14 protein-coding genes and 1 CRISPR repeat array are annotated in these 13,361 nt (G+C 36.4%); of the genes, 9 read left to right on the top strand and 5 right to left on the bottom strand.

Annotation, left to right across the window (positions count from 1 at the left end):
- Nucleotides 1-11 precede the first annotated feature (11 nt).
- The 4 genes from csy1 to cas6f are packed head-to-tail and all read left to right on the top strand — an operon-like array spanning nt 12 to nt 3,938.
- A complete protein-coding gene (gene csy1, locus BQ5209_RS05660) occupies nt 12-1,394 on the top strand; it encodes a type I-F CRISPR-associated protein Csy1 (protein WP_085247578.1) in 1,383 nt (460 codons plus the stop codon).
- Nucleotides 1,394-2,317: a type I-F CRISPR-associated protein Csy2 gene (gene csy2, locus BQ5209_RS05655; RefSeq protein WP_085247577.1), complete on the top strand. Its 924-nt coding sequence runs from the start codon at nt 1,394-1,396 to the stop codon at nt 2,315-2,317. Before csy1 ends, csy2 begins: the two co-directional genes overlap by 1 nt.
- Nucleotides 2,318-2,352: 35 nt before the next feature.
- Nucleotides 2,353-3,363, top strand: a complete 1,011-nt coding sequence (csy3, locus tag BQ5209_RS05650; protein WP_085247576.1) for a type I-F CRISPR-associated protein Csy3 — start codon at nt 2,353-2,355, stop codon at nt 3,361-3,363.
- Nucleotides 3,364-3,368: 5 nt separating this feature from the next.
- Nucleotides 3,369-3,938 (top strand): type I-F CRISPR-associated endoribonuclease Cas6/Csy4, encoded by a 570-nt coding sequence (gene cas6f, locus BQ5209_RS05645; RefSeq protein ID WP_085247575.1) that lies wholly within the window; start codon nt 3,369-3,371, stop codon nt 3,936-3,938.
- Nucleotides 3,939-4,075: 137 nt separating this feature from the next.
- Nucleotides 4,076-4,343: direct repeats of the CRISPR family, unit length 28 nt; unit sequence CTTCAATGCCGTATAGGCAGTTTAGAAA.
- A 440-nt stretch (nt 4,344-4,783) separates the two neighbouring features.
- Here cas6f and flhA read toward each other — a convergent pair.
- The 5 genes from flhA to flgA form a co-directional block, all read right to left on the bottom strand.
- Entirely contained in the window at nt 4,784-6,871 is a 2,088-nt protein-coding gene (gene flhA, locus BQ5209_RS05640; RefSeq protein WP_085247574.1) for a flagellar biosynthesis protein FlhA, read from the bottom strand.
- A 17-nt stretch (nt 6,872-6,888) separates the two neighbouring features.
- Entirely contained in the window at nt 6,889-8,019 is a 1,131-nt protein-coding gene (gene flhB, locus BQ5209_RS05635; protein ID WP_085247573.1) for a flagellar biosynthesis protein FlhB, read from the bottom strand.
- Between the two features lie 143 nt (nt 8,020-8,162).
- Nucleotides 8,163-8,597, bottom strand: a complete 435-nt coding sequence (locus tag BQ5209_RS05630; RefSeq protein WP_085247572.1) for a flagella synthesis protein FlgN — start codon at nt 8,595-8,597, stop codon at nt 8,163-8,165.
- A 28-nt stretch (nt 8,598-8,625) separates the two neighbouring features.
- Nucleotides 8,626-8,919, bottom strand: a complete 294-nt coding sequence (gene flgM / locus BQ5209_RS05625; RefSeq protein ID WP_085247571.1) for a flagellar biosynthesis anti-sigma factor FlgM — start codon at nt 8,917-8,919, stop codon at nt 8,626-8,628.
- 78 nt (nt 8,920-8,997) lie between these two features.
- Nucleotides 8,998-9,657: a flagellar basal body P-ring formation chaperone FlgA gene (flgA, locus tag BQ5209_RS05620; protein WP_167370318.1), complete on the bottom strand. Its 660-nt coding sequence runs from the start codon at nt 9,655-9,657 to the stop codon at nt 8,998-9,000.
- Nucleotides 9,658-9,809: 152 nt separating this feature from the next.
- Here flgA and flgB point away from each other — a divergent pair, with 152 nt between their 5' ends.
- The 5 genes from flgB to BQ5209_RS05595 are packed head-to-tail and all read left to right on the top strand — an operon-like array spanning nt 9,810 to nt 13,358.
- Nucleotides 9,810-10,220 (top strand): flagellar basal body rod protein FlgB, encoded by a 411-nt coding sequence (gene flgB, locus BQ5209_RS05615; RefSeq protein WP_085247569.1) that lies wholly within the window; start codon nt 9,810-9,812, stop codon nt 10,218-10,220.
- A 5-nt stretch (nt 10,221-10,225) separates the two neighbouring features.
- A complete protein-coding gene (gene flgC / locus BQ5209_RS05610; protein ID WP_085247568.1) occupies nt 10,226-10,630 on the top strand; it encodes a flagellar basal body rod protein FlgC in 405 nt (134 codons plus the stop codon).
- A gap of 13 nt (nt 10,631-10,643) precedes the next feature.
- Entirely contained in the window at nt 10,644-11,360 is a 717-nt protein-coding gene (locus tag BQ5209_RS05605; protein ID WP_085247567.1) for a flagellar hook assembly protein FlgD, read from the top strand.
- Nucleotides 11,361-11,376: 16 nt separating this feature from the next.
- On the top strand, nt 11,377-12,588 hold the full coding sequence (gene flgE / locus BQ5209_RS05600; protein WP_085247566.1) for a flagellar hook protein FlgE: 1,212 nt from the start codon (nt 11,377-11,379) through the stop codon (nt 12,586-12,588).
- Between the two features lie 14 nt (nt 12,589-12,602).
- Nucleotides 12,603-13,358 carry a flagellar basal body rod protein FlgF gene (locus BQ5209_RS05595; protein WP_085247565.1) on the top strand — a complete coding sequence of 252 codons (756 nt, stop codon included), beginning with the start codon at nt 12,603-12,605 and terminating at the stop codon, nt 13,356-13,358.
- Nucleotides 13,359-13,361 lie beyond the last annotated feature (3 nt).

Below are 13,361 nucleotides of genomic sequence, written 5' to 3'. Positions count from 1 at the left end.
AAGGAGGGAAAATGGATAATATTTCTTGGCAAGATATAAGAAAAGTAATTTTAGATTTTCTGCAACAGCGACTTGCCAATAATAGTAGCTATAAAAGCGAAACCGCTAAGCTAGAAAAAGCAAAAGAAGCAGGCGATCAGGTCGCAGTGAATGAAGCTCAGCAAAAGTTAGCTGAACTTGCTAAAAGGTTTGATTTTGAAACGTGGATGGAAGATGCGGCTATTCGTCGTATTTCATGGCTTCTTATCGCAACGCATCTCTCCAAGGGAATTCACCCTAGCTCTAAGGCTTGTAATGCTAATTATAATACTCAGGTAAAACCTGATACTTTAGGTAATTTTGTATCATCTTCTACAGTAAATGTCCTGCCTTTTGATGCAACAGGTAGCGCTGCATCCTTAGATATATTTGGATTACTAAATCAAACTGTTAAAAATGATATAACAATTTTACAGCTTATTATTAATAATCACCCTGCTGTTCAAGAAGCTTTATCTGATGATAAAAATAAATCTGCTCTTTATTTGGAAAATTTTCAGCAGTTACTTAGAGATAATTGGAGTGATGCGCAGGCTTCGGAACTTAATAAGCAATTTTTCTGGCCTAATAGTGAAGAAACTTATTTATCACAGCAAGAACATAATTACCGTTTATTGATTCCATTACATCCTAGTGCTTTGTGTCATTTAGTTTATAAAAAGGTACAAACACGATTTTCGGAAGAAAATAAAAATGCACGAGAACTGCGCCGAAAAAAGGATGTTGAGCATCAACCTTATTTTTCTTTTCACGAGCTGGCTGTTGTTAGGCTCGGTGGCAGTAATGCTCAAAATGCAAGCCAACTTATTGGTAGTCAAATGGGGCGTAATTTTTTATTGCCCTCCATACCTCCTAAATTCAAAAACTCGCCATTTCCAATGGTAGGCAAACAACAAGAAACTATTTTCAATCATACATTGCAATATTTCTGCCGATTTGGTTTTAAATTACTGTTTGATATGGTTGAATCGCCAAAAAATATTGTAGAAGAACGAGATGATCGTAAAGATGCGTTTGCGGTGATTTTATCATTACTACTTAAGTTTGCTCGCCATATTCAAACTACTCAACCAGCCGGTTGGAGCCGTGATTATTCTCTCTACTTTCATGAAAAACTTTGGCTTGATCCACAGCGAGCCCAATTAGAGAATGAAGAGGATTTTAAAAAGCAGTATGAACAAGGCGATTGGCAACAAAGTTTAGAAAAGAGTTTTGCCAAGTGGGTTCAAAATACTTTAAAAGAAAAATTTAAAAATATTAAACAGCAATTTGCCGATCCTGAATTTAGCGAATGGCGCCGCGAATTTAGTGCAGCGGTAAAAGCAAGTCAACGTAAACGGGAGGGAATATTTTAATGGCATTACCAGATTATTATTTATTTTTTGATCATGTCAAAATTCATAATGCTAATGCAATTTCTAGCCCATTAACGTATGGATTCCCAGCTATTTCTGGATTTTTAGGCGCTATTCATGCTTTAAGTCGTAAAATTGAATCAGAAAATCCTATTTACTTAGATGGTGTGTTAATTGCATGTCATGAATGTGATGTACAAGTTTATCGGCCAAACAACTATGCGGATTATACTTTTCGATTAACACGAAATCCACTAGCTAAAAATGGTAGTACTCGTTCAATTATTGAAGAAGGTCGAGTACATCTTGATGTATCATTATTAATCGAAGTGAGAATAGAAGATTTAGAAACATTATATGATGCTGAGCAACAGAAAGCCTTTATCCAACAGATGAAACAAAAACTTTACCAACAACGTATAGCCGGTGGTCATGTAGTATCTATTGGGGATGTCAAGTTAATTTCTTCTGATGAATCAGATGCTGATTTAGCTAATTTACTATTACCAGCTTTTGTTTTAGTTGAAGCACCACAAGATTTACAAGATATCACTGCGGAATTACAGCAACAAGATCCTAATGCTACAGCGCTTGATGCCTTGATTGAAACCGCAATGTTACATCATTATCCTCAAGAAAAAGATCACTGGCAAACCACATCGGTTAAACAAGGGCGCGGTTGGCTTGTGCCTTTACATTTGGGCTATCAAGCTATTTCGCCACTATTTTCAGCAGGTAAGGTTGAACATGCGCGCAGTAATGAGCATGCCACGCAATTTGTGGAGTGTATTTATGGGCTCGGTAAATGGGTCTTTCCTTTACGCTTGAAAGAGAATTTATCACAGGCTTTTTGGCGTTATAAACGCAGTGAATTGCAATCTAATGATGCAGAAATTTATGTTATTAATCAAGAAACCAATTAAGTAAATTTAGAAAATTATAGAATAAGGAATACATTATGAGTAAAGATAAAATCACCACCGCCAGCGTACTTGCTTTTGAACGTAGTTTTGATATTTCTGATGCGATTTTTGCACAGCAAGATAATACGGATTCCAATAAATTATCTCCTGTTACAGTCACTGAAAAATCAGTCCGAGGCACTATTTCAAATCGTCTTAAAAATGCAGTTGCAAACGATCCAACCAAATTAGATGCTGAAATACAAAAGCCAAATTTACAAACAGTTGATGTTGCTGCGTTAGATGCCGATAAAGATACTTTGGTCGTGACATGGAGCTGTAAAGTGTTGCCATTTTTAGGTAAACCTTCCGTGTGTAATGATATTGAATATCAAAAAGAACTAGAAAAAACAACGCAGGATTATATTCAAACGCAAGGAATGCTTAACTTGGCTAAGCGTTATGCCATTAATATCTTAAATGGTCGTTGGTTATGGCGTAATCGTATGACCGCGGAGCACATTAGCCTTTCAGTTACTCGAAAAAATGATAAAAAACCATTTATTGAAGTCAGCGATGTTAAACAATACCAGCTTAATGTATTTGATTATGATGATAAATCGGTGAATGATCTTGCCAAACTGATTGAGGCTGGATTATCCGGTAAAGAGTTTGTGATTTTTAACGTTGAAGCCAAACTGAAAATGGGCTTAGGTCAAGAAGTCTATCCGTCACAAGAATTAATCCTAGATACGGGTAAAACAAAGAGTAAAGTATTGTATGAGAAGAACCAACAAGCCGCCATGCATTCACAAAAAATCAGTAATGCAATTCGAACTATCGATACTTGGTATGAAGATAATGCACAATTTCCAATAGCGATAGAACCGTATGGCTCGGTCACTTCAATGGGGCATGCTTTTCGCCAACCAAAACAGAAATCAGACTTTTATACCCTATTTGATAATTGGGTTTTAAAAGGTGAAAAACCAGCGCTTGATCAGCAACATTATGTGATTGCAGTATTAATTCGTGGTGGTGTATTTGGTGCCAGCGGTAAGGAGTAAATAAGATGCACTCACATTATTTAGAGTTGCGAGCGATTTCGCAAATTGAGATAACCGAAGTGGATGTGATGAATCAAGTGATGCAATCATTACACCAAATTTTGGTCAATCACCAAGGCAATATCGCAATTAGCTTTCCTTGTTACAGAGTGCACCAAACATTAGGCGGAGTGATTCGCCTATTGGGCACCGAGCAGGAGTTGCAAAACCTTAAAGCAGATATACAGCAAAAATCATCAATTAGCGATTATGCTTTACTGATGCCTATCAAAACCGTACCGACGACGATAAAAGGCTATTTACGTTTTAGCCGAGTTAACCCTAAAGGTCAAAGTGCGTTAAGGCGTGCCGAAAAACGATTAACAGCACAGGGAAAATGGACACCTGAAGTGAAAAATAAAATGATTGAAAAGTGGGGAAGCGTTCATTTGCAATATCCACACCTTCATTTGCATAGTAAAAGTACAGGGCAAAAATTTATTTTGTGGATAAAACAAGAAAAATGCCTAGAGCCAGTACAAGGCAACTTTAATAGCTATGGACTAAGCCAAACCGCAACAGTTCCCGATTTTTAAATTTCTAACCCTTTTTTTGGGGATGATTTTAACATATTGATTATTATTGATATTAAAATAGAGACAAAAAAAGGGTAAAAATTGGGTAAAGTGCAATATGCTCTTTTATAATAAGGAACTATTGAGATAAAATTCTACTTCAATGCCGTATAGGCAGTTTAGAAATGACGGCTACAAAGAGCTTGTTATTGATAAAACTTCAATGCCGTATAGGCAGTTTAGAAATTCAATTAGTAGAAACCTTCACCGACTATAGTCTTCAATGCCGTATAGGCAGTTTAGAAATACGATGACAGTATGAATATAAACGGGGCGGTCTTCAATGCCGTATAGGCAGTTTAGAAAGTGTACGTTTTCGCTCCACACCGTGGTAATAGCTTCAATGCCGTATAGGCAGTTTAGAAACGTTGTTATTTTGCGCAGAGTTAATTCGGTAACTTCAATATTTCAATTAAAGCGTGTATCACTTTTTTCGGCTTTCTTAAGCTTGAAACGGTATAGAATCCTGAATATTTTTTACAAAAAATATCACCTAAAAAGTGAACCGTTCAACTTTAACCAAACGTTTAATTCCATAACCGATGGTTTTATCAGGTTCTCACGGGTTAAGGGGGGATAGATAGCTTTCATTGAGCTTTCTTTAGCACGTTATAGATGGTCAAATAACTGACCATAAAACGTTTAGCTAAATCAGTGAAGGTTAGTTTTCTTTATGATATCGCGCCATATCTCTTGTCTGTGATATGGCGTTATTTTGGTTTTTTATCGATATTTATGACCGTATTTTTTCTAATTACTGTAAATAATGCGAGTAATTACTACACATTATTAGCATAAAAGCATTACTATTCAGCACCAACTTGCGAAGTCATTTTTATCTCTCGATTATCGGTAATTTCTAAATTCGATAGCACCACTAATTGAGGAAAGTTAGGTCTTAAAAATTGCGATAACATCGGTCTTAATGCATGATTAACTAATAATACCGGTGGAGCGCCGATGGCATCTTGTTGATTAATGGCTTGTCTGATTTGTTCAATAATGTGTTCGGCAAGTCCCGGTTCAAAATTGCTGGTATTTTGCAGTGCTTGTAATAACAAACGTTCTAAATTGATATTTAATCCTATGACATTAATTGGATCAGAGCCAGGGAACCATTGTTGTGTAATAACTCTGCCTAAAGCTATTCTTACCATACTAAGTAGCTGATAAGCATCATTTTGAGTTGGCGCATGCTCACAGATTGTTTCAATAATAGTTCGCATATCTCGAATTGACACTTTTTCGGCGATTAAATTTTGCAGTATTTTATGAAAGGTGGTTAATGTCACAACGCCTGGAATAAAGTCTTCTACTAATTTTGGAATATCCTGTTTTATTCTATCGAGTAGTTCTTGGGTTTCTAAGCGTCCTAATAAGTCACTAGCAAATTGTTGTAATAAATGGTTGAAGTGTGTTGCGATCATCGTACTGGTATCCACAACGGTATAACCTAATATTTGTGCATTTTCTTTATCGCTTGCATCTATCCATACCGCTGGTAACCCAAAGGCGGGCTCGGTTGTTGGTGTGCCTTCAATCGTTTCGATGACATTGCCGGGATTAATGGCTAGCCATTTATTATTCACAATTTCACCTTTGCCAATTTCCCCGCCTTTGATAAATATTTTATATTGATAAGGTGCTAACGAAAGATTGTCTCTTATATGCACCTGAGGGGGTAAAAAACCCAATGTTTGAGCAAATTTTTTGCGTAAACTACGAATTCGCCCTAACAACTCTCCATTTTGAGTTTGATCGACCATTGGTATTAATCCATAACCAACTTCCATGGCTAATATATCTTCAATATTGACATCAGACCATGTCGCTTCAATATTGGCTGGCGTGGTTGCTTGCACATTAGCTTGTTTAGGCGCGGCTGTCTGTTCTGTTTTTTTCTGTTTAGTTAGCCACCAAGAGATAATGGATAAGATAGCAGTAAAGAGTAAAAAAACTAAATTTGGCATGCCCGGAATTAGCCCAAGTAAACCAATTACAACAGCGGTTAAAATTAATACTTGCGGATTGTTAAAAAGCTGGGTAATCATTTGATTACTAATGTTATCTTGCGATGTAACTCGCGTAACAATAACCCCTGCTGCTGTTGAAATAATCAGGGACGGTATTTGTGCAACCAAGCCATCACCAATGGTCAGTAACACATAGGTTTTACTTGCATCAGATAGCGCCATATCATGTTGCACAACCCCAACTAGCAAGCCGCCAATAATGGTAATGGCCATTATTAATAATCCGGCAATTGCATCACCACGTACAAATTTACTGGCACCATCCATCGAACCATAAAAATCTGCTTCTTGGGATACTTCGGCTCGACGTGCTTTGGCTTCATCTTCACCAATTAAGCCGGCATTGAGATCGGCGTCAATGGCCATTTGTTTGCCTGGCATGCCGTCTAATGCAAAGCGTGCACCCACTTCAGCTATTCTACCTGCCCCTTTGGTGATAACCATAAAGTTGATGATAACCAAAATGATAAATACGACGATACCAATAGCAAAATTACCGCCTACTAAAAAGTGTCCAAAAGCTTCAATCACCCGTCCCGCAGCAGCGCTACCAGTGTGACCTTTTAGTAAAACGACTCGTGTTGAGGCAACGTTTAATGATAATCTTAATAACGTTGCAAATAATAAGACAGTTGGAAATGCTGCAAAATCAAGCACTCGTTTAGTAAATAATGCCACAATTAATATAATAATTGATAAAGCAATATTAAACGTAAAAAACAGATCCAAAATAAAGGCAGGAAGTGGTAATACCATCATTGAAAGAATCAATAAGATTAGCATTGGACCTGCCAATATCTGATAATGGCCATTTTTTAACGTATTAAGCGATAATAATGTAAGTAGTTTAGATTTAATCATAAAATGAGTAATTGCCTTTATTTATTTACGGATAATGACTCAGGAATGGGTAAATTATCGGGTGCGATTGGTTTATTGCCACCATATTTATGCCAATGTTTTAATTGATATACCCAAGCTAAAATTTGTGCAACTGCGGTATATAATTCTGTTGGAATCGTTTCACCTATTTCACCATGGCGGTATAACGCTCTAGCTAAAGGTGGTGCTTCTAATAGAGGTATATTATATTCAGTAGCAATTTCTCTAATGCGTAGCGCAATGTTATCTGTTCCTTTTGCTAGTAATTTTGGTGCAATCATGGTTTTTTCATCATATTGTAAAGCAACCGCATAATGGGTTGGATTGGTCACAATGACATTGGCTTTTGGCACATCTTTCATCATTCGGCGTCTGGCAATCGCTTGTTGCATTTGGCGAATACGCCCTTTAATTTGTGGGTTTCCTTCTTGTTCTTTAAACTCATCTTTAATTTCTTGTTTTGACATTTTCAATTTTTTCAAATTGCTCCATATTTGATAAAAAATATCAAAACCAACCATGGGTATTAACGATATAACGCTTAACATTCCACAAAAAATCACTAACTGGATGGCTTTAGCTAATGCATTATTTAAATACATATGGGGTAACGCAAGCAGGTCAGAAAAATGGTGCATTAAAAACCACGTTGATGCGATAGAAATTAAAATAACTTTAAGTAGACTTTTTAGTAACTCAGAAAAGATTTTAGTACTAAATAATCTGCCAAAACCAGCGATAGGATTTAATTTATTAAAATTGGGTTTAATTGATTGCAGACTAAATAGTAGTCCTCCCACACAAAGTGGTGCGAATATGGCAACAATAACTAAACCAAAAAAAATTGGCACAATTGACCAAAAGCCATGGGTTAACAAGTTAATTAAATTAAAGACGATCAATTTATCATCGCCTGTTTTATACGAAAACATCATTGCTGATTTTATGATGGTGATTAACTGGTTAACTAAATGTGACCCCATTAATCCAAACAAAGAGATGCCTATTAATAAGATTATCAACGAAGTTAACTCGCGAGATCGAGGGATCTGTCCCTTTTCTCTAGCCTTTTTTATTTTGCTATCGGTGGGATGCTCGCTTTTATCTAGATCATTATCGTCAGCCATGAGGAATCAAATAAAACTTCATCGTTTAATTAGAGTTTACACGCCTAACAGTATGACCTAATTACTCACGAATTATTGGCTTAATAAGAGGGCATTTTTGGCGGTATTTATCGCCTTTACCATCAACAAATATTAATTCTCCGTTAAACTTTGGCTCGTTTTGATGAGATTACATCGGCTTGTTGATAGCCATTATTGGTATAAACAACTGGACTGTTTATGCCTTTAAGATAGTTAATCGATTGCTGGGTAATATTCATACGATTTTGGATGATTAATCCATTATCACGATTTATATTAGCTAATAATTTTGTTGTGTCTGTGATAGATAGCCAATGCGCTGCAATGGTTGGATTGTCGTTATAGGGGGGATGAATACCTAATTGTTTACTTAATGTTACGCGTTTTTCATCCAGTAACTTTAATTGAATCAATAACTGGCTTTTTTTATTAATAATTTCATTTAACTGATTTGTTGAACTATTATCAATTAGTATTTGTTGTTCTGTTTGTAGAATTTCTGAGAGTGTTTGTAACATTTCGGTTATTTGGTTTAGGATGTCATCGAGCTCTAACATTTATATATCCCTGTAATTCTGACTTATTCTAAATATGTTGCAGTAATTGATTAATTAATTTATCTGCAATTTTATGGGTATCAATAACTAATGTACCGTTGGTAATGGCTTGTTTTATTTTATCAATTTTTTCTATATCAATATCTTTATCAGTTGAATGCAACAGATTCATTGAGTTTTGAGTGATACTCACGGTAGTGCTTGCATTAGTACTGTTTTGGGTAGGTACAGATGCTGTTTGATTTTTTTGTTGTTCATTCACTACATCACGGTTAAGTAGTCCTGATATGCTTGTCACGGATTTTGTTGCATCGATACTCATAAAATACCTTTAATCAAATTGACGATTTAAGTGATTTGTTTAGTTTTATTATCGGCAATAATAAAAAAATCATTAATATTATTTGTTGAAAATAATAACCCCTTGGTGAGTCAATGTACCTTCAACAATATTGTTAGAATTTAGTTTAACTCTAATGTTATCATTTAATACACCATTGCTAAGTGTCTTGCCATTAGTTTCTATTTGATAACCTTCACCATTAATTATCACTTTGGTTATTTGTCCTGCTTTTACCAGCCAATTTTTTTGAAGCATTGTGGTTTTGATTGACTCATCAAGATTAATATTGCGTAAAGCTATATGATTAAGTACGTCAGCTTCATTTAAAATGACAGCGGCAGGTAGCTTATCTAACCAACCTGATTGTATACGTATGTGATCTTTGTTGATGATAGTACCAGCGCTTATTGCTTGCTTAGCTACAATATAGTTCCCCATCACAGCCACATTAATCTGAATAAATTTTTTCTGATTATCACATTGAGCACAAATGGTCATGTTGCCCCACTGTTTTTTTTTATTTAATAACGAAAGTATAGGCGTATTGCAACTTAATTGTGGTTTGGCGGTCAGGTAAGTAATCGAAATATCATCTACTTTATGGCTAAATTGCTGAGAGATTAAATTGTAAATCTGCTTATCAAAAGAACTTGCCACAACAGGATACCCGCTAAATAGTATAAAAATAGCGAGTATTAATTTTGCGATTTTAATCATGTTTATCTGTTTCAAATTATGCATAAACTGATTGTACTTTATGATTGCATAAAACAAATCTTGAAATAAGGGCTATTTTTATCGTTATTTACTCAATGACTTTTTTTTTATTCGCTTAAAATCCTCACTATCAAAAAAAGTGAGATGATTTTATGTTTGATAAATTGAATACATGGGTTAATTTTCACCAGCAAGCATTAAATATACGAGAAATGCGACAAAATATATTAGCCGCAAATATTGCAAACAGCGATACGCCTAACTATCAGGCGCGAGATATTGATTTTAATGCTGAGTTAAGTAAGGCGCTTAATAATCACAGTAACATTAATCACGTTGGACTTAATATTACCTCAGATCATCATATTCAGGTAAAAGCGCCTGTCACACTTAATCAAAATGTACTTTATCGTATTCCGTATCAGGCATCAGCTGATGGTAATACGGTAGAAATGGATCAAGAGCGTACAGCCTTTATTGACAATAGCATTCATTACCAAAGTAATTTAACGTTTTTGGGTGAGCAATTTAAAAATGTTATGTCGGTATTACAGCAAGGATAATAAAGATGAGTTTTTCAATTTTTGCAATTTCAGGGTCAGCATTAATGGCGCAAACCCAACGCATGAATGTCAGTGCCAGTAATTTAGCTAATGCTGATAGCGTAACAAGTACCTCTGGAGAAGCTTATCGAGCCAAGCAAGTTATTTTTCAAGTGGATGATAATGGTCAAACCAATTCAATTGCGGGTGTGAAAGTGTCGCAAGTGATTGAAGATCCCACGCCAATGAATTTGGTTTATCAACCCCATCATCCGTTGGCTGATGCTAAAGGCTACATTCAAAAACCGAATGTTGATGTGGTTGCCGAAATGGTCAATACGATTTCAGCTTCACGTAGTTATCAGGCAAATGTCGAAGTGATTAATACGGCAAAAAGTTTAATGCTAAAAACACTGACATTAGGCCAGTAATAAGGAGAAGCTTATGGGAGTGAGTAATGTTGCTGTTTCAGCATCAGGGGTAAAAAATCCGCAAACGATTCAAAAAAATTCATCAGATGGTAATTCAAGTAGGGAGCTGCAAGACAATTTTTTAACATTACTTATTGCTCAGATGAAAAACCAAGATCCGACCAATCCAATGGATAATAGTCAGTTAACATCACAACTGGCACAAATTAATACCTTAGCTGGTATCGAAAGACTAAATACAACATTGGGAATGGTTTCAGGTCAGATCGATGACAGCTTATCGGTTAATGCGAGCAACATGATCGGCAAGGGTGTCATGGTACCTGGCGATAAAATTTTAGTAGCTACCTCTGAACTAGAAAGTTCAGATGCAGGTAAAGAAACGGTTACTACTCCATTTGGCTTTGAGTTAGTGCGAGATGCCGATTCAGTGATTATCACCATTCAAGATGCAAATGGTAATGTGGTGCGAGAAGTTGATTTGGGCGCAATCCCTGCTGGCGTAAGTTCCTTTACTTGGGATGGTGTGCTAAATGATGGGACAATTGCGCCTGATGGCAGTTATACCTTTTCAGTCAATGCAAGTTCAGATGGGCAAAAAGTATCATCCACATCATTAGCTTATTCAGTGGTCTATGGTGTTATCAATAGTAAAGTTAATAATAAAGTATTACTCGATTTAGGAATACTTGGTTCAATTGGTATTGACGAAGTACGTCAAATTCTTTAAAGAGGATAAAATTCAGATGGGATTTTCTCAAGCAGTGAGTGGCATGAATGCTGCATCAAAGCAGTTAGATGTGATCGGTAATAATATTGCCAACTCAGCAACGGTGGGTTTTAAAAGCGCCAGCATTTCATTTGCCGATATCTATGCCGGTTCAAAAGTCGGTATGGGGGTAAAAGTAGCTGCGGTTATGCAAAATTTTAATGATGGAACCGCCACAACCACTAACAACAGTCTAGATGTGGCTATCTCAGGTAATGGATTTTTTCGTTTAGTGGATAGTAATGGACAAGCTTACTATACTCGTAACGGACAATTTCAATTAGATGCTGAGCGAAATATTATTTCTGCTGATGGTCTTTACCTGACTGGCTATCTTGCAACTGGTACGCCGCCTCAAGTGCAGCAAGGTGCAGCACCTGGTCCATTAAAAATTTCGCAAGAAATGTTAAATGCATCAGCAACAACCAAGGCTTCTTTGCAAACAAACTTAAATGCCAATAGTAAAGTTCCTGCTAAACAACCGGTCAATGCCCTTGATGCCGATACATTTAATTATTCTACAACCATTACCACCTATGACTCGCTTGGTAATCAACGGAATGTTCAACTCTTTTATGTTAAAACTGGCGATAACCAATGGGATGTTCATTATCTTGATAGTAGTGATCCTAATGGAAGTTTACAAAAAGTGGGGCAAATGGAATTTGACTCTTCCGGTAAATTAATTAGTGATCCTGAAATGACCATTAATATTAATGGGTTAAATGGATCTGCCGACAATACTTTTACTTTATCATTAGCCAATAGTTCTCAGCAAAACATGGGTAAAGAAGTAGGTAGTATCAAAACGCCAATTATTAATGGTTATGCACCAGGTAATTTAGTAGGTTATAGCATTAATGATGATGGTTCTATTTATGGCGTTTATTCTAACCAACAAACGATGTTATTAGGTCAAATTGCCATGGCTGATTTTGCTAATGTTAACGGTCTAGAATCAGCAGGGAATAATAATTGGCGTTCGACAATTAAGTCTGGCACAGAAGTATTGGGTGTGGCAAATTCTGGTACATTTGGCGCATTAGCCAGTGGCGCACTTGAATCTTCAAATGTTGATATGAGTCAAGAGTTAGTGAATATGATAGTTGCTCAGCGCAATTACCAATCTAATTCACAAACCATTAAAACCCAGGACCAAATTTTAAATACATTAGTTAATTTGCGCTAATTTAAAGGTTATTTATGGATCGTGTTATTTATACAGCAATGTCAGCAGCTAGCCAGACACTAAATCGGCAGTCAGTGACAAGTAATAACCTAGCTAATGTATCTACAGTGGGGTTTCGTGCACAGTTAACGGCAATGAAAGCAGTTCCTGTTGTGGGCAATGATATACCGACACGGACTATGGTAACAGCAACAACGCCCACGTTTGACTCAACGATGGGTGCATTTAATTATACGGGTAGAAATTTAGATGTTGCTTTGGCCGAAGATCACTGGTTGGCGGTGCAATTAGCTGATGGTAGCGAAGCTTATACACGTAATGGTGCTATTGATATTGACGAAAATGGTACGCTTAATATACAAGGCTATCCATTAATTGGTGATAGTGGCGTTTTAACTGTGCCCCAACGATCTCAAATCACTATTAGCAGCGATGGAACACTTTCTGCATTGGGTGCGGGCAATAAACCAACCACCATTGCCCAAGTGGGTAAAATAAAAAAAGTACATCTTGAGCGAAACGAGATTGTCCGTGGTGATAGTGGTTTTTTTCAACTAACTGACCAAGTACGTAATGAACGAGGTGCAGTTATGCCAGATAATCCAAAAGCTAAACTTATGTCCGGTGTGTTAGAAGGAAGTAATGTTAATCCTGTTACTGCTATGGTGGATTTAATTAGCCATGCTCGCCAGTTTGAAATGCAGATGAAAGAAATTATAACCGCAGATGAAAATGCACAAAAAGCGAACCAAATTTTGTCGCTGACTTAAATT

Source organism: Gilliamella mensalis, from assembly GCF_900103085.1.
GTDB classification, from domain to species: domain Bacteria; phylum Pseudomonadota; class Gammaproteobacteria; order Enterobacterales; family Orbaceae; genus Gilliamella; species Gilliamella mensalis.
The sequence above is the reverse complement of the archived record's forward strand: the minus strand, read 5'-3'. Positions and strand labels throughout refer to the sequence as shown.